General features: G+C 72.0%; 19 protein-coding genes. 15 read left to right on the top strand and 4 right to left on the bottom strand.

Going from position 1 to position 20,163, the window contains the following annotated elements; translation table 11 throughout:
* The first annotated feature begins 132 nt into the window (after positions 1-132).
* Positions 133-852 (top strand): 3-oxoacyl-[acyl-carrier-protein] reductase, encoded by a 720-nt coding sequence (fabG, locus tag ACIQF6_RS21530; protein ID WP_400897324.1) that lies wholly within the window; start codon positions 133-135, stop codon positions 850-852.
* A gap of 2 nt (positions 853-854) precedes the next feature.
* On the top strand, positions 855-1,622 hold the full coding sequence (gene fabI / locus ACIQF6_RS21525) for an enoyl-ACP reductase FabI (protein ID WP_400897322.1): 768 nt from the start codon (positions 855-857) through the stop codon (positions 1,620-1,622).
* 229 nt (positions 1,623-1,851) lie between these two features.
* On the opposite strand, the gene ACIQF6_RS21520 is transcribed toward fabI, so the two are convergent.
* On the bottom strand, positions 1,852-2,517 hold the full coding sequence (locus ACIQF6_RS21520) for a FadR/GntR family transcriptional regulator (RefSeq protein WP_400897320.1): 666 nt from the start codon (positions 2,515-2,517) through the stop codon (positions 1,852-1,854).
* A gap of 76 nt (positions 2,518-2,593) precedes the next feature.
* On the opposite strand from ACIQF6_RS21520, the gene ACIQF6_RS21515 reads away from it, so the two are divergent.
* From ACIQF6_RS21515 to ACIQF6_RS21505, 3 genes are all read left to right on the top strand, one after another.
* Positions 2,594-3,889, top strand: coding sequence for a CynX/NimT family MFS transporter (locus ACIQF6_RS21515; RefSeq protein WP_400897318.1), 1,296 nt, complete (start codon positions 2,594-2,596; stop codon positions 3,887-3,889).
* A gap of 10 nt (positions 3,890-3,899) precedes the next feature.
* Complete coding sequence (locus ACIQF6_RS21510) at positions 3,900-4,022, top strand: SGM_5486 family transporter-associated protein (protein WP_400897316.1); 123 nt, start codon at positions 3,900-3,902, stop codon at positions 4,020-4,022.
* A 101-nt stretch (positions 4,023-4,123) separates the two neighbouring features.
* Positions 4,124-4,651, top strand: a complete 528-nt coding sequence (locus ACIQF6_RS21505) for a SixA phosphatase family protein (RefSeq protein WP_400897314.1) — start codon at positions 4,124-4,126, stop codon at positions 4,649-4,651.
* Between the two features lie 77 nt (positions 4,652-4,728).
* On the opposite strand, the gene serB is transcribed toward ACIQF6_RS21505, so the two are convergent.
* Entirely contained in the window at positions 4,729-5,991 is a 1,263-nt protein-coding gene (serB, locus tag ACIQF6_RS21500) for a phosphoserine phosphatase SerB (RefSeq protein ID WP_400897312.1), read from the bottom strand.
* 167 nt (positions 5,992-6,158) lie between these two features.
* Here serB and ACIQF6_RS21495 point away from each other — a divergent pair, with 167 nt between their 5' ends.
* The 3 genes from ACIQF6_RS21495 to ACIQF6_RS21485 all read left to right on the top strand — a co-directional run bounded on the left by ACIQF6_RS21495 (position 6,159) and on the right by ACIQF6_RS21485 (position 10,856).
* Entirely contained in the window at positions 6,159-8,954 is a 2,796-nt protein-coding gene (locus ACIQF6_RS21495; protein ID WP_400897310.1) for an FHA domain-containing protein, read from the top strand.
* A gap of 125 nt (positions 8,955-9,079) precedes the next feature.
* The gene (locus ACIQF6_RS21490) at positions 9,080-10,219 is read left to right on the top strand and encodes a GAF domain-containing sensor histidine kinase (RefSeq protein ID WP_400897308.1); all 1,140 of its coding nucleotides are present in this window, start codon (positions 9,080-9,082) and stop codon (positions 10,217-10,219) included.
* The gene (locus ACIQF6_RS21485) at positions 10,212-10,856 is read left to right on the top strand and encodes a response regulator (protein ID WP_400897306.1); all 645 of its coding nucleotides are present in this window, start codon (positions 10,212-10,214) and stop codon (positions 10,854-10,856) included. Before ACIQF6_RS21490 ends, ACIQF6_RS21485 begins: the two co-directional genes overlap by 8 nt.
* 76 nt (positions 10,857-10,932) lie before the next feature.
* Here the strand turns inward: ACIQF6_RS21485 and ACIQF6_RS21480 are convergent, their stop codons facing one another.
* Positions 10,933-11,730 (bottom strand): hypothetical protein, encoded by a 798-nt coding sequence (locus tag ACIQF6_RS21480; RefSeq protein ID WP_400897304.1) that lies wholly within the window; start codon positions 11,728-11,730, stop codon positions 10,933-10,935.
* A gap of 132 nt (positions 11,731-11,862) precedes the next feature.
* On the opposite strand from ACIQF6_RS21480, the gene ACIQF6_RS21475 reads away from it, so the two are divergent.
* The 6 genes from ACIQF6_RS21475 (at position 11,863) to ACIQF6_RS21450 (ending at position 17,524) form a co-directional block, all read left to right on the top strand.
* Entirely contained in the window at positions 11,863-12,654 is a 792-nt protein-coding gene (locus ACIQF6_RS21475; protein ID WP_400897302.1) for an ABC transporter ATP-binding protein, read from the top strand.
* 121 nt (positions 12,655-12,775) lie between these two features.
* Positions 12,776-13,189 carry an NfeD family protein gene (locus ACIQF6_RS21470; protein ID WP_400897816.1) on the top strand — a complete coding sequence of 138 codons (414 nt, stop codon included), beginning with the start codon at positions 12,776-12,778 and terminating at the stop codon, positions 13,187-13,189.
* Positions 13,190-13,199: 10 nt separating this feature from the next.
* Entirely contained in the window at positions 13,200-14,228 is a 1,029-nt protein-coding gene (locus ACIQF6_RS21465; RefSeq protein ID WP_400897300.1) for an SPFH domain-containing protein, read from the top strand.
* A gap of 149 nt (positions 14,229-14,377) precedes the next feature.
* Entirely contained in the window at positions 14,378-15,145 is a 768-nt protein-coding gene (locus ACIQF6_RS21460) for a sulfite exporter TauE/SafE family protein (protein ID WP_400897298.1), read from the top strand.
* Between the two features lie 55 nt (positions 15,146-15,200).
* Entirely contained in the window at positions 15,201-15,497 is a 297-nt protein-coding gene (locus tag ACIQF6_RS21455) for a 4a-hydroxytetrahydrobiopterin dehydratase (RefSeq protein WP_400897296.1), read from the top strand.
* 89 nt (positions 15,498-15,586) lie between these two features.
* Positions 15,587-17,524, top strand: a complete 1,938-nt coding sequence (locus ACIQF6_RS21450; RefSeq protein ID WP_400897294.1) for a PQQ-binding-like beta-propeller repeat protein — start codon at positions 15,587-15,589, stop codon at positions 17,522-17,524.
* A 70-nt stretch (positions 17,525-17,594) separates the two neighbouring features.
* On the opposite strand, the gene ACIQF6_RS21445 is transcribed toward ACIQF6_RS21450, so the two are convergent.
* Positions 17,595-18,104, bottom strand: a complete 510-nt coding sequence (locus tag ACIQF6_RS21445; protein WP_400897292.1) for an HNH endonuclease — start codon at positions 18,102-18,104, stop codon at positions 17,595-17,597.
* Positions 18,105-18,319: 215 nt separating this feature from the next.
* Between ACIQF6_RS21445 and tyrS the strand changes: the two genes are divergently transcribed.
* Positions 18,320-19,585: a tyrosine--tRNA ligase gene (tyrS, locus tag ACIQF6_RS21440; protein WP_400897290.1), complete on the top strand. Its 1,266-nt coding sequence runs from the start codon at positions 18,320-18,322 to the stop codon at positions 19,583-19,585.
* The last annotated feature ends 578 nt before the right edge of the window (positions 19,586-20,163 follow it).

The raw sequence follows: 20,163 nt of genomic DNA, 5'->3' as shown, positions 1-20,163 counted from the left end.
GGGATGCAACAGAACTCACCCGGCAAGGCCTGTCGGAGGCCGCTTCGCCCGAGCTCGCACCCTACCGATAGCGTCACAGGTGGCTACGCGTGCGGTCGGCACGCGCACATCGAGTAGGGAAGAGGTGGACCGTTGAGCCGCTCGGTACTGGTCACCGGAGGTAACCGGGGCATCGGCCTGGCCATCGCCCAGAGCTTCGCCGAGGCGGGCGACAAGGTCGCCATCACCAGCCGCAACGGCGAGGTGCCGGCGGAACTCGCCAAGTACGACGTCCTCGCGGTGCGTGCCGACATCACCGACACCGAGCAGGTCGACGCCGCCTTCGCCGAGATCGAGGCCGCCCACGGCCCGGTCGAGGTCCTGGTCGCCAACGCCGGCATCACCAAGGACACCCTGCTGCTGCGCATGTCCGAGGACGACTTCACCTCCGTCCTGGAGACCAACCTCACCGGCACCTTCCGGGTCGTGAAGCGCGCCGCCGCCAAGATGCTGCGCGCCCGCAAGGGCCGCGTGGTGCTGATCTCCTCCGTGGTGGGCCTCAGCGGCTCCGCCGGCCAGTCCAACTACGCCGCCTCCAAGGCCGGCCTGGTCGGCTTCGCCCGCTCGCTGGCCCGCGAACTCGGCTCCCGCAACATCACCGTCAACGTGATCGCGCCCGGCTTCGTCGACACCGACATGACCGCCGTGCTCAGCGACGAGCGCCGCAAGGAGATCGTCTCCAGCGTCCCCCTGGGCCGCTACGCCGCCCCCGCCGAGATCGCCTCGGCCGCGCGGTTCCTGGCCTCCGACGAGGCCGCGTACATCACCGGAGCCGTCATTCCCGTCGACGGCGGATTGGGCATGGGTCACTGACCATGACTGGAATTCTCGAAGGCAAGCGCATCCTGATCACCGGCGTGCTGATGGAGTCCTCCATCGCCTTCCACACCGCGAAGCTCGCCCAGGAGCAGGGCGCCGAGATCATCCTCACCGCCTTCCCCCGGCCCAGCCTCACCGAGCGCATCGCCAAGAAGCTGCCCAAGCCGGTCAAGGTCCTGGAGCTCGACGTCTCCAACCCCGAGCAGCTGGCCGGCATCGCCGACCAGGTCCGCGAGCACCTGCCGACCCTGGACGGCATCGTCCACTCCATCGGCTTCGCCCCGCAGGACGCGCTCGGCGGCAACTTCCTGGACACCCCGTGGGAGTCCGTCGCCACCGCCATGCAGGTCTCCGCGTACTCGCTGAAGTCCCTCACCACCGCGCTGCTCCCGCTCATGCAGGACGGCGGCTCGGTGGTCGGCCTGACCTTCGACGCGCAGTTCGCCTGGCCGCAGTACGACTGGATGGGCCCGGCGAAGGCCGCCCTGGAGTCCACCAACCGCTACCTCGCCCGCTACCTCGGCGAGCGCAACATCCGTTGCAACCTGATCTCGGCGGGCCCGATCGGCTCGATGGCCGCGAAGTCCATCCCGGGCTTCCCCGACCTGGCCGCGACCTGGGACACCCGCTCCCCCCTCAAGTGGGACCTCTCCGACCCGGAGCCGGCCGGCCGCGGTGTCGTGGCGCTGCTCAGCGACTGGTTCCCGAAGACGACGGGCGAGATCGTCCACGTGGACGGCGGGCTGCACGCCATCGGCGCGTGATTTCTTAGCGGCTCGGGGAACTGCTGGGCAGACGAGCATGCACAACCAGGGGCTCGGGGAACGGCGAGGTCGAGCTGCTGGTGGTCGGGGACAGCGGTCGGTCGTGACTGCTGGCGGCCAAAGACAGGGACCCGAAACTACGGGACCTTGTCCGCGCCCCGCGGACCACCAGCAGACACGGCCCCGCCGTTCCCCGGGCCCCTGCTTTGGCCCCCGCCCGTTTTCAGGCTCAGGCCTTGCATCGGCCGATTGCCCGGCCGGCCGCCTCCGAGGCCTTTTCGGGGTCGCCGGACCTGATCGCGTCGAGGATCTCCGAGTGCGGGACCCAGCGGTGGGGGAGCAGGTCGGGGCCGACGTCGTGGCGGAGGTGGGCGAGGAGGACCTCGCCGAGGTCGGCGTAGATGGCGGCGAGGACGTCGTTGTGGGCGGCGGCCACCACCGCATGGTGGAAGGCGGCGTCGGCCTGGACGAAGTCCTCCGCGTGGCCGCCGCGCCAAGCGGCATCGCGGCGGGCCAGGGCGGTGTCGAGGAGTTCGAGGTCGCGGGCGGTGCGCCGGGTCGCGGCGAAGCCGGCGGCGGCGGTCTCCAGGGTGGCGCGGAGTTCGGCGACCTGGTCCTGGTCGGCGTCGGCGAAGCGGCGGTGCATCACGCCGGCGAGCTCGCTGGTGGCCAGGACGTAGGTGCCGGAGCCCTGTCGGATGTCGACCAGGCCGTTGTGGGCGAGGGCGCGGACGGCTTCGCGGATGGTGTTGCGGGCGACGCCGAGCTGGTCGACGAGTTCCGCCTCGGTGGGGATGCGTGATCCCACCGGCCATTCGCCGGAGGTGATCTGGGCCCGGAGTTGGGCGATCACCTGGTCGGAGAGCGGGGTGCGGCGAGTGGTCGACAGCGCCAAGGTCGGCTCCTTCTGTGGTTTACGTCATCAGGATACCGGGGCGACTAAAGTCATCCCATGATTCTATGATTACGGCATGTCTACCGCAGCGGACCCCTCAGCAACCGGAACCGAGAGCCCCCGACCAGCCCCTCCGTCCACCACGACCGTCACCGCCGCCGGCCCGCCGCCGGCGGTTCGCCAGGCCGGCGCCGTCCTGCTCGCCGTCGGCGTGGCCGCCGCCGCGGTCAACCTGCGTCCCGTGGTGACCAGCCTCGGTGCGCTGCTCGACCCGGTCCAGCAGGGCCTGGGGATGAGCGCCACGGTGGCCGGCCTGCTCGCCGCGGTGCCGCCGCTGTGCTTCGCGGTGCTGGGCGTGGCCGCCCCGGGCCTGGCCCGCCGGCTGGGCCCGATCACCGTGGTGGCGGCCGCGATGGCCGCCGTCACGGCGGGCGTGGTGGCCCGTTCGTTCACCGGGTCCACGGTGGTGTTCCTGCTGCTCACCGCGGTGGCGCTGGCCGGTGTGGCGCTGGCCAACGTGCTGCTGCCGGTGGTGATCAAGCGGTACTTCCCGGACCGGGTCGGTCCGATGATCGGCCTGTACTCGATGGCGCTGTCGGTCGGCACGTCGTTGGCCGCCGCCGTCACCGTCCCGCTGACCCACGCGCTCGGCGGCTCCTGGCGGCTCGGCCTCGGCATCTGGGCGCTGCCGGCGGTGTTCGCCCTGGCGCTGTGGCTGGTGGTGCTGTTCGCGCGCCGCGAGAAGGGCGGCGGCGCGCCGGCCGAACCCGCGCCCGCCCACGCCCGGCTGCCGATCCGGCGCAGCCGCACCGCGTGGGCGCTGGGCGCGTTCTTCGGCCTCCAGTCCACCGGCGCGTACAGCACCATGGGCTTCCTGCCGAAGATCTACCACGCCGCCGGCGTCTCGGAGTCCGCGGCCGGCGTGCTGCTGGCGTTGGTGATGGCGATCAGCGTGCCGGTCTCGTTCGTGCTGCCCAACCTGGCGGCCCGGCGCGGCGACCAGCGGCTGTACGTGGTGGTGCTCGGCCTGTGCGGCATCGCCGGGTACATCGGGCTGATGACGGCCCCCGCGACGGTGCCGTGGCTGTGGGCGATCCTGGTCGGCCTGTCGATGTGCGCGTTCCCGCTGGCGCTGACCATGCTCGGCCTGCGCGCCCGCACCCCGGGCGGGGTGGCCCAGCTGTCGGCGTTCGCGCAGAGCCTGGGCTACCTGATCTGCATCCCCGGCCCGATCCTGATGGGCGCGCTGTACGAGCACACCGGCGAGTGGAACCTGCCGCTGGGCCTGCTGGCGCTGCTGCTGGTGCCGCAGATGCTGGTCGGCCTGCGCGCCGCCCGGGCCCGGCACATCGAGGACGAGGCCGTCCGTTAGGCTCGGCGGCATGCCAGTTCTCGAACCGAATCCCCAGGGCGGCCAGAAGAAGCTGCTCCAGATGCTCGGCGTGATCGCCGGGATCGTGGTGCTGATCGCGATCGTCGCGACCATCGCCCAGAACATGGGCTGAATCCGGGTCCGCAGGGGTCTTCGGCGGGGCTGCCACCCACAGGGGTGGCAGCTTCCGCGACCCCGCGCCCGGGCGGCGGTTTTCTGCGAAGCTGTGGCGGTATGAGCGCCGACACTCCTCGTAGGATCATCGTTCTTCGCCATGCCCGGGCCGACTGGCCCAATCAGGTCGACGACCACGACCGTCCGCTGGCCGACCGCGGACGCGGCCAGGCCACCGAGGCCGGCCGCTGGCTCGCCGACTCCGGCGTCAACCCCGACCACGTGCTCTGCTCCACCGCGCTGCGCACCAGGGAGACCTGGAAGCTGGTCGCCCACGAGCTGCCCAAGCGGCCCCGGAAGACGGTCTACGAGGACCGGGTGTACGAGGCCCAGCCCGGCCGGCTGATCGAGGTGATCCAGGAGACCCCCGAGGAGCACACCGACCTGCTGCTGGTCGGCCACAACCCCGGCGTGCTGGGCCTGACCCAGGTGCTGGCCGGCGACGAGGGCGACGCCGAGGCACTCAACCGGATGCGGCTGAACGGCTTCCCGCCCGCCGCGGTGGCGGTGCTCAGCCTGGACGGCCCGTGGAAGCTGGTGGAGCCCGGCGTGGCCCGGCTCGACTCGTACTTCATGCCGCAGGACTGATCGGCGGACACGCGAAACAGCCACACGGAAGGGGTGGGGTCCGATGTCGGACCCCACCCCTTCCGTGTGCTCGCGGGTCAGTCCCCGGTGGGCGCGCCGTCGAGCTCGTCGGCCGCCTCGACCTCCTCGCGGGTGACGCCCAGCAGGTACAGCACGGTGTCCAGGAACGGCACGTTCACCGCGGTGTCGGCCTGCTCGCGGACCACCGGCTTGGCGTTGAACGCCACGCCCAGGCCCGCCGCGTTCAGCATGTCCAGGTCGTTGGCGCCGTCGCCGATCGCCACCGTCTGCTCCAGCGGCACCCCGGCCTGCTCGGCGAACCGGGCCAGCCAGCGGGCCTTGCCGGCCCGGTCGACGATCTCGCCGGTGACCCGGCCGGTGAACCTGCCGTCCACCACCTCCAGGGTGTTGGCCGCCGCGAAGTCCAGACCCAGGCGCTCCACCAGGTGCTCGGTGACCTGGGTGAAGCCGCCGGACACGATCGCCACCTGGTAGCCGAGCCGCTTCAGGGTGCGGATCAGGGTCCGGGCGCCGGGGGTGAGCCGGACCTCGGAGCGGACCTTCTCGGTGACCGCTGCGTCCAGGCCCGCCAGCAGCGCCACCCGGGCCCGCAGCGACTCGGCGAAGTCCAGCTCGCCGCGCATCGCCTGCGCCGTCACCTCGGCGACCTGCGCCTCGCAGCCCGCGTGGGCCGCGAACAGCTCGATCACCTCGTCCTGGATCAGCGTGGAGTCGACGTCCATCACCACCAGGCGCTTGGCCCGCCGGTGCAGCCCCGAACGGACCACCGCGATGTCCACCCGCTGCACGGCGGCCTCCGCCGCCAGCACCGCGCGCAGCTCCTCGGTCGGCACGCCGGAGATGGTCAGCTCCACCGCCGTCACCGGGTACTTGGCCAGGCGGAACACCCGGTCGATGTTGCCGCCGGCCTCCGAGACCCGGGCGGACAGCGCTGCCACGGCGGCCGCGGTCAGCGGGTGGCCGAGCACCGTGACGTGCGAACGGCCCTCGCGGCGCGGACGGTTGTCGCCGGTGCCGGAGATGATCTCGGCCTGCAGCCGGTGCTCCTCGGCCCAGCGGTGCACCGTCACCCGCAGGGCGCCCTCGGCACCCGGCGCGGGCGGGGGAGTGACCAGCGCGCACAGCGTTATCCGGCCACGAGTGACCACCTGCTCGATGTCGATCACCTCGACCCCGAAGTCGGCGAGCTGGGTGAACAGGCCCGCGGTGATGCCGGGGCGGTCCTTGCCGAACACCTTGACCAGCAGCGTTCGCTCGGTGTCGGTGCTCACGGGCGGCGCGGCGGAAAGGGCCTGAGCGGCCGGATCTGTTGCGTTCATGGTGCCCCCCACGCTACCCGGAGCCTGTCCGCGCGAGCCGTCCGCGTCCGGTGTGTGGGATGCTCCGCGGACGCCCCAGCAGGTCCGCAGCCGGTAGCCGGGCGGTCACAGAACCGTGTCCCGGCTACCGGGCACGCCGCTGCGGCTGGAATGATTCCCCCCGTCAGATGCAACATCCTGGGGGACCGGAGAGCGGGGCGGGCGGAGAGTTGCCGCAACTCGTACTAGAAATCGACGGCCGGCAGCGGGTACTCGAACCCGGCCGTGCCTACACCATCGGCCGTGACCCGGCGTCGGACTTCCCGTTCGACGACGCCAGGGTCTCCTGGCGGCACGCCACGATCAGCTTCGACGGCTCGGCGTGGCTGTTCACCGACCACGGCTCCACCAACGGCACCTTCGTGGCCGGCGCCCGGGTCGAGCGGACCGGGGTCCACCCCGGCACCGTGGTGCACCTCGGCAACGGCCAGAACGGCCCCCGGCTGGCCTTCACCGCGCCCGCCGCCGCGCCCGCCCAGCCCGGCCCGCTGCACGAGGCCGCCACCGGCCTGGGCCCGGGCCCGCAGGCCCAGCCGCCGTTCCAGCAGCCCGCGTTCGGCCCCGGCCCGGCCGCCCGTCCGGCGCCGGTCGAGCAGCCGATCCCGCAGAGCTGGGACGCCCCCACGCCGCGGCCCGGCTTCCCGCAGCAGCAGGGTTTCCCGCCGCCGCAGCAGCAGGGCTTCCCGCAACAGCAGCAGGCGTTCCCCCCGCAGCAGGGCTTCCCCCCGCAGGGCGGCGCCGCGCCCGTCCCGCCGCAGTTCCAACAGCCGCCCGTGCCCCAGCAGTTCCAGCAGCCGCAGCCGCAGCCGCCCGTGCCCCAGCAGTTCCAGCAGCCGCAGCCGCCCGGGCAGCAGCAGTTCCAGCAGCACCCGGCACCGCAGCAGCAGCCCGGGCCGGTCGGCGGGCTCGGCAGCCCGACGATGATCCGCAGCCTGAGCGGCGGGCGGACCATCCGGATCGGCCGTGCGCTGGACAACGACATCGTGGTCTCCGACCTGCAGGTGTCCCGGCACCACGCCGAACTGCGCCAACTGCCGGACGGCCGCTGGGAGATCGTCGACCTCGGCAGCCACAACGGGATCTTCCTGAACGGCCAGCCGACCCGTCGTCAGCTGATGGGCCCGCAGGACCGGCTCACCGTCGGCCACTCCTCCTTCGTCCTGGTCGGCGACCAGCTGCAGGAGTTCGTCGACGACGGCGCCGTCAGCTTCTCCGCCCACCACCTGACCGTCGAGGTCGACTTCAAGGGCGGCAAGAAGACCCTGCTCAGCGACGTCACGTTCTCCGTCCCGGAGAAGTCGCTGGTCGCGGTGATCGGCCCGTCCGGCTCCGGCAAGTCCACCCTGCTGCGGGCCCTCACCGGCTACCGTCCCGCTGACCGCGGCGACGTGCTGTACGACGGCCGCAACCTGTACCGGCAGTTCGCCGAACTGCGCTCCCGGATCGGCCTGGTGCCGCAGTCCGAGATCCTGCACAAGGAACTCACCGTCCGCACCGCGCTCAAGTACGCGGCCCGGCTGCGGTTCCCCGGCGACACCGAGGCCGCCGAGCGCGACCGCCGGATCGACGAGGTGCTGTACGAGCTGCGCCTGGACAAGCGCGCCGACAACCGGATCACCGCGCTCTCCGGCGGCCAGCAGAAGCGCGTCTCGGTGGCGCTGGAACTGCTCACCAAGCCGTCGCTGATCTTCCTGGACGAGCCGACCTCCGGCCTCGACCCGGGCATGGACCGCGAGGTCATGCAGACCCTGCGCGGCCTCGCCGACGACGGCCGCACCGTCCTGGTGGTCACCCACTCGGTGGCCGAACTCGCGCTCTGCGACCGGCTGCTGGTGATGGCCCCGGGCGGCTCGGTGGCGTACTTCGGCCCGCCCGCGGAGGCCCTGCACTTCTTCGGCTACGAGACCTGGGCGGACGTCTTCCAGGCGTTCGAGAACTACCCCGACCACGACTGGGCCGGCCGCTACCGCAACTCGGTGCACTACCAGTCGTACTCGGCCAACGTGGACGCCGCCGTCACCCACGCCCAGCCCAACGCGCTCACCCAGCTGCGCCCGCCCAAGCCGCAGAGCTGGGGCTCCCAGCTGTGGACGCTGATTCGCCGCTACCTCGCGGTGATCGCCTCCGACCGGGGCTTCATCCTGCTGTCACTGCTGCTGCCACTGGTGCTCGGCGGGGTCTCCGCGGTGATCCCCGACAAGTGCGGTCTGGCGCCCTGTGTCAGCAACGGCCGCAACGACGTGGCGCGGCTGATCCTGATGGTGGTGGCGTTCTCCGCCTGCCTGTCCGGGTCGGCGAACTCGGTCCGCGAACTGATCAAGGAACGGGCGATCTACGAACGGGAGCGCGCCACCGGCCTGTCCCGGTCGGCGTACCTGCTCTCCAAGATCATCGTGCTGGGCGCGATCAGCTTCCTCCAGGGCGGCATCATCTCCGCCATCGCGTTCAAGGTGCGCACCCTGCCCGCCGAGGGCCTGCTGCTCAAGCACCTGCCGGCCGCCGAGATGGCGATCGGAGTGATGCTGCTCAGCTTCACCTCGATGATGGTCGGCCTGGCGATCTCCTCGCTGGTGAAGACCGCCGAGAAGACCATGCCACTGCTGGTGATGTTCGCCATCGTGCAGATGGTGTTCACCGGCGCGATCTTCCAGCTGTTCGACAAGCCCGGCCTGGAGCAGTTCGCCTGGCTGATGCCCGCCCGCTGGGGCGTCTCCGCCAGCGGCAACACCCTCGACCTGGCGCACATCTCCCCGGTCGTGGTGGTCAAGCCCCCGGAGACCGGCCCGTACGACACCCTGTGGAACCACTCCGCCGGGATCATGTTCCTCAACTGGTTCATGATGATCGCCATCTCGGTCGGCCTGGCCTTCGCCATCCAGCGCTTCCAGAAGCGCCACGAGCCCGAGGTCATGCAGAAGGGCTGACGGGAACGGGTCGACCGGCCGACGGACCGGGCCGGACAGGGGCCGGGGAGCACACGCTCCCCGGCCCTTCGACGTAGGTCCCCCGCCCGAGGCGCCCGCCATGATCGCGGCGGTAGCGTGGCCGCATGGACAGTCCCGGGTGCGACCCCTCACTGGAGGGGATCGAGGCGGTCAGCGCGGCCGTACTGGCGATGAGCCGACCGCTCGAAGTACGCGAGGTGCTGCGCCGGATCACCGCCTCCGCCCGCACCCTGCTGGGCGCCGAGTACGCCGCGCTCGGCCTGCCCGACGACCACGGCGGGTTCGCGCAGTTCGTGGTCGACGGCGTCAGCGACGAGCAGTGGCGGGCGATCGGCCCGCTGCCCCGCCAGCACGGCGTACTCGCCTCGATGCTGCACGACCGCGAACCCACCCGGCTGAACGACGTCCGCACCGCGCCCGCGTTCGAGGGCTGGCCCGAGGCCCACCCCGAACTCACCGACTTCCTCGGCATGCCGATCATGGACGAGGACGAGATCGCCGGCGCCCTGTTCCTCGCCAACAAGCCCGGCGGCTTCACCGCGCACGACGAGGCCCTGCTGCGGATCCTGGTCGCCCACGCGGCGCTCGCGCTCGGCAACGCCCGGCTGTACGAACGCAGCCGCGAACTCACGCTGTCCGGCGAACGCGCCCGGATCGCCCACGACCTGCACGACGCCGTCTCGCAGAAGCTGTTCTCGCTGCGCCTCACCGCCCGGGCCGCCGCCACCCTGGTCGAACGCGACCCCGCGCGGGCCCGCGACAACCTGGCCGAAGTCGCCCGGCTGGCCGCCGAGGCCGCCGATGAACTGCGCGCCGTGGTGATCGAGCTGCGCCCGGCCGCACTGGAGGAGGACGGCCTGGTCGCCACCCTCGCCTCGCAGACCCAGGTGCTCGACCGGGCGCACAGCGCCACCGTCAGGTTCACCGCGACCGGCGTGCGCGCGCTGCCCGCCGGCCAGGAGTCGGCAGTGCTGCGGGTCGCCCAGGAGGCGCTGCACAACGCGCTGCGGCACGCCGGGGCGAAGGCCGTCACCGTCACCCTCACCGGCACCCCCGGCCGCGGCGTCCGGCTGACAGTCGCCGACGACGGCCACGGGTTCGACCCCGAGTCGGTCCGCCGGGCCGGGCGCCACCTGGGCCTGGTCTCGATGCGCGACCGGGCCGCCGCGGTCGGCGGCCGACTGTCCCTGGATTCCGCCCCGGGCCGGGGCACCCTGGTCGAACTGGAGGTCCCCGGTGCCTGACACCGCGTCACCGATCCGCGTGCTGCTGGTGGACGACCACCAGGTGGTCCGGCGCGGCCTGCGCACCTTCCTGGAGGTGCAGGACGACATCGAGGTGGTCGGCGAGGCCGCCGACGGCGCGGAAGCCGTCGAACAGGCCGGCGCACTCGCCCCCGACGTGGTGCTGATGGACCTCAAGATGCCCCGGGTGGACGGCATCGAGGCCCTGCGGCTGCTGCGCGAACAGGCCAACCCCGCCAAGGTGCTGATCGTCACCAGCTTCACCGAGCACCGCACCGTGGTCCCCGCGCTGCGGGCCGGTGCGGCCGGCTACGTCTACAAGGACGTCGACCCGGAGGCGCTGGCCGGAGCGATCCGCTCGGTGCACGCCGGCCACGTCCTGCTGCAGCCCGAACTGGCCGCGGCCCTGCTCGCCGAGGACGCCCCCGCCCCCTCCCAGGGCCGCGGCGGCAGCCTCACCGACCGCGAACGCGAGGTGCTCTCGCACCTCGCCGACGGCCGCTCCAACCGGGAGATCGCCCGCGCGCTGCGGCTGAGCGAGAAGACGGTCAAGACGCACGTGTCGAACATCCTGATGAAGCTGGACGTCGCGGACCGGACCCAGGCCGCCCTGTGGGCGGTCCGCAACCAGGCCTGACGCCTGTTCGAGAAGACGGTGAAGGCCGGGCGTCCCGCACCTCCCGAGCGCCGCGCCCGCACGCCACCGCCCGGGCTCAGTCCTGCTCGTCCACGATCGCGTTGTACGCCGCCACCTGCGCCCGGCGGGCGGTGCGGTCCAGCGGGGCGAGGATCTCCCGGCGGGCCGCCATCTCGGACGCGGACACCGCCGCGCCGTGCCCGCCCGCGGCGATGCCGAGCAGCGCCGACACCTGCCGGGCCGACTCCAGCACCCGCACCGCGCGCTGCGGGTAGCCCGGGGCGAGCAGCTCGCGGTGGCCGCGGCGGCGGAAGCCCTCCAGGGCGCGCAGCGTCTCCGGGCCGGCGCCGGCCACGTCCAGCCGGGTCAGCAGGACGGTGGCCTGCCGCAGCCCGTCCGCGAGCTCGCGCTCCGCCTCGAACAGCGAGGGCACGTCCGCGGGCAGCGCGTCATGGACCGGCAGGCACTGCCACAGCACCCGCACGCCCTGGTCGCCCTCCGGGCCGTACACCTCGACCTCCGGCACCAGCCCGTACGGGACGCCCACCGCGACGACGGCCTCCCCGGCGCCCATCGCCAGCGCGTTGAACGCCGGCGGCCCGGTCAGCCCCAGCGGGTGCCCGGCCACCGGCAGCGCCAGCCGCAGGCCCTTCGCGCCGAGCACGCGGAGCTTCCCCAGCGCCCAGGTGAGGCCGTGCAGCGCGTCCGGTCCGTCGCCGGGCAGGCCGGTCACCCGGTGGGCGTCGTCCGTGCCCTGGACGGCGGTCGCCGCGTCGTCGGGGGAACAGGCACCGGCCAGCAGCGCGTTGCCCCAGGCGGTGAGTCGCCCCGAACGGGGCTCTTGGTACGGATTGTCGGCAGGAGTCGCGAGCATCGGACCAGCCTACGGACAACCGGGCGGGGCGGGTGGCGTAGGTTTGGCCTGACACAGGTTGGACCGCACCCCGAGGACCTTCGCGCAGGTTCCACGGACGGCCGGATTCTTGCATTTGGGGAAGGCGTAGGCATGAGCGACGTGCTGGAGCTGGTGGACGTTTCCGTGGTCCGGGAGGGGCGCGCACTCGTCGATCACGTGTCCTGGACGGTCAGGGAGGGCGAGCGCTGGGTGGTGCTCGGACCGAACGGTGCGGGCAAGACGACGCTGCTCCAGATCGCCGGCGCCTACCTGTTCCCGAGCTCGGGCCAGGCCGTCGTGCTCGGCGAGAAGCTCGACCAGATCGACGTGTTCGAGCAGCGGGCCCGGATCGGCCTGGCCAGCGCCGCCATGTTCGACAAGCTGCCGGGCAACCAGACCGTGCTGGAGACGGTGCTGACCGCCGCCTGGGGTCTGACCGTGCACGGCAAGGAGACCTACGAGAAGCCCGACGAGGCCCGCGCCCTGGTGCTGCTCGACCGGCTCGGCATGGGCGGCTTCACCGCCCGCAAGTTCGGCACCCTCTCCGAGGGCGAGCGCAAGCGCACTCTGATCGCCCGCGCCCTGATGACCGACCCCGAACTGCTGCTGCTGGACGAGCCGGCCGCCGGCCTCGACCTCGGCGGCCGCGAGGACCTGGTGCGCCGCCTCGCCGCGCTCGCCCAGGACGAGTTCGCGCCGTCCATGGTGATGGTCACCCACCACGTGGAGGAGATCGTCCCCGGCATGACCCATGTCCTGATGATCCGTCAGGGCAAGGTCATGACGGCCGGCCCGATCGAGACCACCCTCACCGCCCGCAACCTCTCGCACTGCTTCGGTCTGCCGCTGACCCTGGAGCAGCGCGGCGACCGCTGGACGGCGCAAGGCCTGCCGCTCGGCTGACGGCCGGATTCGGTACGTAGACGGAACCGGTCGCACACCTGGCCGGTTTCCGCACCCCCAGCTGCGGGAAGCTACGCCTGAAGAGCTCGAACTTCCCTAGGATGGACGTGTGGACGGCTGGATCTGGTGGCTGCTGCTCGCAGTGGGCCTGGGCATTCCGCTGGTGGTGACCGCGATGCCCGAATTCGCCATGTTCGCGGTCGGCGCCGGCGCGGCAGCCCTGACGGCCGGCGTGGGCGGCGGCGTGGTTCTGCAGTTCCTGGTGTTCGTCGCGGTGTCGGCGTTGCTCCTGGTGTTCGTACGTCCGATCGCCTACCGGCAGTTGAAGCAGGGTCCGGGCTACCGCTCGGGCGTGGAGGCGCTGACCGGCGCCACCGCAGTGGTACAGGAAAAGGTCGACGGAGGGGAGGGCGGCCGGATCAAGCTCAACGGCGAGATCTGGTCCGCCCGGGCGCTCCACCCGGGCTCGGTGTTCGAGCCGGGCCAGCAGGTCGACGTCGTCGAAATCCAGGGCGCGACCGCCCTGGTCGTCTAGGGGAGAAGCGTTGGAACCCGTCCTCATCGTGTTGATCGTCCTGGTCGTGGTGGCCTTCATCGCCCTGATCAAGACGATCCAGGTGATTCCGCAGGCCAGCGCCGCGATCGTGGAGCGCTTCGGCCGTTACACCCGCACCCTCAGCGCCGGCCTGAACATCGTGGTGCCGTTCATCGACACCATCCGCAACCGGATCGACCTGCGCGAGCAGGTCGTCCCGTTCCCGCCGCAGCCGGTCATCACCTCGGACAACCTGGTCGTCAACATCGACACCGTCATCTACTACCAGGTGACCGACCCGCGGGCCGCGACCTACGAGGTGGCCAGCTACATCCAGGCCATCGAGCAGCTCACCGTCACCACGCTGCGCAACATCATCGGCTCCATGGACCTGGAGTCCACCCTGACCTCCCGCGAGGTCATCAACGCCGGTCTGCGCGGCGTCCTCGACGAGGCCACCGGCCGCTGGGGCATCCGGGTCAACCGGGTCGAGCTCAAGGCGATCGAGCCGCCGACCTCCATCCAGGACTCGATGGAGAAGCAGATGCGCGCCGACCGTGACAAGCGCGCCGCGATCCTCACCGCCGAAGGCGCCCGGCAGGCCCAGATCCTGCGCGCCGAGGGTGAGAAGCAGGCCGCCGTCCTCCAGGCCGAAGGCGAGGCCCAGGCCGCGGTGCTGAAGGCCGACGGTGAGGCCGCCGCGATCCGCACCGTCTTCGAGGCCATCCACGAGGGCGACGCCGACCAGAAGCTGCTCGCCTACCAGTACCTGCAGACCCTGCCGGAGCTCGCCAAGGGCGACGCCAACAAGCTCTGGATCATCCCCAGCGAGGTCGGCGACGCCCTCAAGGGCCTCGGCGGCGCCTTCCAGGGCGCGACCGGCGGCGGCAACGGCGCGGCCCCGGCCGCCCCGGCGGTCCCCCCGACCGCCGCCCGCGTCCCGGTCGACCCGGCCAACGTCCCGCGCCCGGTCGACACCGACAAGACCCTCCGCCCGCGGGTCGAGCCCACCCGCGAGTACCCGAGGATCGACGAGTAACCAGCCCGCCGCGCAGGCCCCGCCCGAATCAACGGACGGGGCCTGCACGCATGTCGGGCCCGTGTCGGAATCCGGACGCCCCCTGGTCGAACGCCGGACCGCTCCGGCATGATCAACCGGACTGTCAGCAGCCAACGAGGGGGAAGCAGATGACACTGTGGGAGGCGCTCGCCGTCCTGCTCGCCGGGACCGCCGCCGGCACGATCAACGCCATCGTCGGCTCCGGCACCCTGATCACCTTCCCCGTCCTGCTCGCCATCGGCCTGCCCCCCGTCACCGCCAACGTCTCCAACACCCTCGGCCTGGTCCCCGGCTCGCTCGCCGGCGCGATCGGCTACCGCGCCGAACTCGCCGGCCTGCGCCACCGCCTGCTCCGCTACGGCGCCGCCTCACTGACCGGCGGACTCGTCGGCGCCGCCCTGCTGATCGTGCTCCCCGGCAAGGCCTTCGACACCATCGTCCCCGTCCTCATCCTCACCGCCCTGGTCCTGGTCGTCCTGCAACCCCGGGTCGCCCGCGCGATGGCCGCCCGCCGCGCCGCCGGCACCCTCCCGCCCGCCACCGACGGCGGCCCGCTGCTGCTCCTGCTGATCGCCCTCACCGGCGTCTACGGCGGCTACTTCGGCGCCGCCCAGGGCGTCCTGCTGCTCGCCCTGATGGGCATGCTCCTCCCCGACAGCCTGCAGACCGTCAACGGCATCAAGAACGTCCTCGCCCTGGTCGTCAACGGCGTCGCCGCGATCTTCTTCGTCCTCACCTCCACCATCGACTGGACCGCCGTCGCCCTGATCGCGGTCGGCTCCACCCTCGGCGGCCTGCTCGGCGCCAGGGTCGGCCGCCGCCTCCCGCCGATCGCGCTGCGCACCTTGATCGTCCTGGTCGGACTCGCCGCGGTCACCAAGCTGCTGTTCTTCTGAACCGGCATAGGCTCGGCCCCGACAGCCGCCGCACCCCCCGGACGGAGACCCGCACATGAGCCGCACCCGACTCACCGAGGACCAGATCACCGCCGCCCTCGCCGACCTCCCGCACTGGACCCGCACCGGCGAGGCCCTCACCCGGACCGCCGAGACCGCGAGCTTCCCCACCGCGATCAAGGTCGTCGACGCCGTCGCCGAACAGGCCGAAGCCCTCGACCACCACCCCGACATCGACATCCGCTGGCGCACCCTCACCTTCCTCCTCACCACCCACAGCGCGGGCGGCCTCACCGACCTCGACTTCACCCTCGCCCACCTGATCGACCAGGCCCTCGACACCGCCTCCTGACCCACCCTCCCCACCACCCGGCCGAAACCCGCCGACGAAGCGTGAGATGCTGGCTGCTTGCCAGACCGCAGTCGGGACGGACGGAACTAATGGCTCAGGAACCCTCCACGACCCCCGGGTACGACCAGCAGCAGCCCTGGTACCCCCAGCCGCAGCCGTCCTACGGCGAGCAGCAGGCGTACGGCCAGCAGCCGGTCCACGGCGAGCAGCAGCCCTACGCCGACTACCCGCAGCCCGGGGGACACCTGGACCCGGCCGCCCAGCAGCAGTTCTACGGCCGCCCCGACCAGCCCTACCAGCCGCAGGACTACGCCCAGGCGTACGGCCAGCAGCCCGGCTACCCCGAGGGCTGGGTCGACCAGCAGACCTACGGTCAGCAGCAGCTCTACGCCGACCCGCAGCAGGCCTACGGGTACGCCGACCCGGCCGCGCAGCAGCAGCTCTACGCCCCCGCCGACCCGTTCGCGTCGCAGCAGACGCCGCCGGCCCCCGGCGCGTTCGAGCAGCCCGCCGCCGAGGCGAGCCCGGTCACCGCCGCCGACTACCCGCAGACCAGCGCCGCCGACCCGTTCGCACCCGGATCCGACGGAACGTCAACCCTCCTGGCCGGAACCGCCGATGACGGCGGCTCGACGGGCCGGGAGCAGCCCGCCGGCGGACTGGCCGCCCGGGCCCGCGCCGCCATCACCTCCGGCCCCGGCGCGCCCAGCAAGCGCGGCCTCGCCATCCGGATAGGCGCCGGCGTCGCCGCGCTCGCCGTACTGGCCACCGCCGCCGTGCTCGCCACCTCCGACAGCGACAGCGACAAGGCGGCCGCCGACAAGAGCGGGCAGGGCACCACCCAGAACATCGCGGTCGCCCACGCCAAGGCCTGGACCGCCGCCGCGGACCCGGCCGCCGCCGGAGCCCAGGGCGCCGACGACACCCTGGTCGGCAGCTGGCTGCTCGCCGACGCCGTGGTCCGCGCCGACGCCACCGGCGTGCACGCCTACAACCTCGCCGACGGCAAGCCCGGCTGGACGCTCGCCCCGCCCGCCGACGGCGCCGTCCCCTGCGGACTCTCCCCGAACGTCAACTCCGGCGGCATCGGCGCCGTGGTCTACCGCCCGTCCGCCGACCCGAACGGCCCGTGCAGCACCGCCGCCGCCGTCGACACCAAGGCCGGAAAGATCACCTGGGCCAAGGCGCTGTCCGACGCCAAGGACAAGTACGCCACGCACGTCGCCGTCACCGACGACAAGCTGATCGCCGTCGGCGACGACAAGGCCGCCGCCTGGGCCGCCGCCGACGGCGCCGAAGTCTGGCAGTACGCCGGCCCGGGCAAGTTCTGCAGCCTCTCCGGCAGCGCCGGCCCCACCACCGTCCTGCTGCACAGCCGCTGCGCCGACTCCACCCCCGGCGACCAGGCCGTCGCGCTGAACGTCGCCGACGGCAAGGTGAAGTACTGGCGCGGCCTCAACAACCAGCCCGTGACCGTCACCGTGCTCTCCGCCGAGCCCGCCGTGGTCTTCACCACCGGCAACCAGCCCACCGACGACCGGGTCTTCGCCTGGGGCGCCGAGGGCGACCCCGGCGTCGAGATCGTGCCCGCCGTCGAGGGCGGCGGCCGCCTCGACGTCGGCCGCGGCAGCTTCGCCCCCGTCCCCGGCGTGTACTTCCAGGGCAGCACCATGTTCGCCGCGGTCGTCCCCGACGGCGGCGGCAACCCCACCGCGATCGCCGCCTACGACCTGGGCACCGGCAAGCAGCAGTGGCGCACCGCCGTCGCCGAGAAGGCCAAGGCCCGCCCGGCCGGCGTCGACAACGGCGGCCTGCTGGTCGCCGTCGACGAACGCGCCGACCAGCCCGCGCACCTCAGCCGCTTCGCCCTGGCCGGCGGCCAGGAGAGCCAGGGCGGCGCCTTCCCGCAGGGCACCGGCTCGCTGCTCTCCGCAGGCCGGGTGTTCACCGTCACCGGCCACGTGGTCGCCGTCCCCGAGCACGCCGCCAACTTCGGCATCGCCACCGGCTTCACCAGCAAGAGCTGACCAGCCGTCAGCCCGCCCGTACGACGACGGGCCCGACCTGTCCCCTGATCAGGTCGGGCCCGTCGGCTTTCTATGCGCCCGTCGGCAGCCAGGCGGCCAGCTCCCCGAGCTCACCCGCCCGCAGCCCGAGCGCGAGCATCAACGTCGCCTCCGGCGTCGGTTCGAACGGCCGCCGCAGCAGCCGCATTCCGGCCTGTTCCGGCGTCCGGTCGGCCTTGCGCTGGTTGTCCTCCGCGCAGGCCGCCACGGTGTTCAGCCAGCTGTCCGCACCACCGCGCGACCGCGGCACGAGGTGGTCCACGGTGGTGGCCCGTCGGCCGCAGTACGCGCACCGGTGCTGGTCCCGCGCCAGCACCCCGCGCCGCGACCACGGAGCCTGTTGTCGGAACGGCACCCGCACGTACCTGGTCAGCCTGATCACCCGCGGCACCGGCACCTGCACCCCCGAGCCGCGTACCACCCGCAGCGGATGCGCCTGCTCGACCACCGCCTTGTCCTGCAGGACCAGCACCACCGCACGGCGCAGCGGCACCGTGCTCAAGGGTTCGTAGCTCGCGTTCAGGACAAGGGTGTTGCGCATGACGGGCCACCTCCGGTGCTCGCTCCGCCGGTCGGCGGTGGCAACCACTGTGAAGGCCCGTCCCGCCCCGAACAACGGAATTTCCGTCCCACCCGTCGACCTGTCCCCGAACCCGCAGGCCGCGACCGCGTAGGCTCTACCTCGCTGGAACCGTCCGGCGCGCAGCCCACCGGGCCGCACCGCGCCGGACCCACGACCGAAGGAGACGCGGGACCGTGACCGACATCGTCGACGAGCTCCAGTGGCGCGGGCTGATCGCCCTGTCCACTGACGAGGACGCACTGCGCAAGGCGTTCGCGGACGGCCCGGTCACGTTCTATTGCGGCTTCGACCCGACCGCGCCCAGCCTGCACCTCGGCAACCTGGTCCAGATCCTGACCATGCGCCGCATCCAGCAGGCCGGAAACCTTCCGCTCGGCCTGGTCGGCGGAGCCACCGGCCTGATCGGCGACCCCAAGCCCACCGCCGAGCGCGTCCTCAACGACCCCGAGACGGTGGCCGGCTGGGTCGAGCGCCTGCGCGGCCAGATCTCCCGCTTCCTCGACTTCGAGGGCGAGTACGCCGCGCGCATGGTGAACAACCTGGACTGGACGTCCGGCATGTCGGCGATCAGCCTGCTGCGCGACGTCGGCAAGTACTTCCGGGTCAACAACATGATCGCCAAGGAGGCGGTGGCCCGTCGGCTCAACTCCGACGCGGGCATCAGCTACACCGAGTTCAGCTACCAGATCCTCCAGGGCATGGACTACCTGGAGCTGAACCGCCGCTACGGCTGCACCCTGCAGACCGGCGGCAGCGACCAGTGGGGCAACCTCACCGCCGGCACCGACCTGATCCGCAAGGCCGAGAGCCGCTCCGTGCACGCCCTCGCCACCCCGCTGATCACCAAGGCCGACGGCACCAAGTTCGGCAAGACCGAGTCCGGCACCGTCTGGCTCGACCCCGAACTCACCACCCCCTACGCCTTCTACCAGTTCTGGCTGAACGCCGACGACCGGGACGTCGCCAAGTTCCTGCGCATCTTCTCCTTCCGCTCCCGCGAGGAGATCGAGCAGCTGGAGCGCGACACCGCCGAACGCCCCGCCGCCCGCCTCGCCCAGCGCGCCCTCGCCGAGGAGCTCACCACCCTCGTCCACGGCGCCGAGCAGTACGAGCGCGCCGTCGCCGCCTCCAAGGCCCTGTTCGGCCAGGGCGACCTCGCCGACCTCGAAGCGGCCACCCTGGCCGCCGCCCTCGCCGAGGTCCCCAAGGCCACCGTCACCGAACTCGGCCAGCTCGTCGACCTCCTGGTCGAATCCGGCCTGGCCCCCAGCCGCTCCGGCGCCCGCCGCACCATCAAGGAGGGCGGCGCCTACCTCAACAACGCCAAGGTCACCGACGAGGAGGCCGTCGCCACCCCCGACGACCTCCTGCACGGCCGCTGGCTGGTCCTCCGCCGCGGAAAGCGCAACCTGGCCGCGGTCGAACTCGCCGGTGCCTGAGAGGCTCCGCGACATCGTCCGACCGCCACTGCCGGCCGCCGGATGGCTTGAAACGCACCGCAGTTGACCTGCGGCGCACACGTAGAGGGACCGGATCCAGCCAGATCCGGTCCCTCGATGTTTGACTCGCCCGCCCCCGTGACCTAACGTAGTCCGAGTCGCCTGAACCGGACGTGAACGGCAGGCGGCCCCCCAAACCCTTGCAGAGCGATTCGTCGCGCGCCATTCGAACTTTCGAGTGGAAATGCGGACCGAATAACTCTGGTAGAGTTCGGGAGCGCCGAAAGGCAAAAGCGAGTCGGAATGAATGAAACTCCGGAAAACGGAGCGGAAAATATCTGATAAGCTGGAAACACGAAAGAACGAAGCGCCCGGAGGGCCCGCAGGAATGCGGCTCGAAGGAAGTGTCCGTTCCTTGAGAACTCAACAGCGTGCCAAAAGTCAACGCCAGATATGTTGACATCCCCGGCCGGTCCTCTGGATCGGTTGGAGATTCCTTTATGAAGTAACACTAGCGAGGACGCAGTGCGCAGGACCGCCCTATTCCGGTGGTTGCTGTGCCGCTCTTTCGTGAAAGC

The sequence above is a fragment of the Kitasatospora sp. NPDC092948 genome (assembly GCF_044754805.1).
In the GTDB taxonomy this organism is placed as follows: domain Bacteria; phylum Actinomycetota; class Actinomycetes; order Streptomycetales; family Streptomycetaceae; genus Kitasatospora.
The sequence above is the reverse complement of the archived record's forward strand: the minus strand, read 5'-3'. Positions and strand labels throughout refer to the sequence as shown.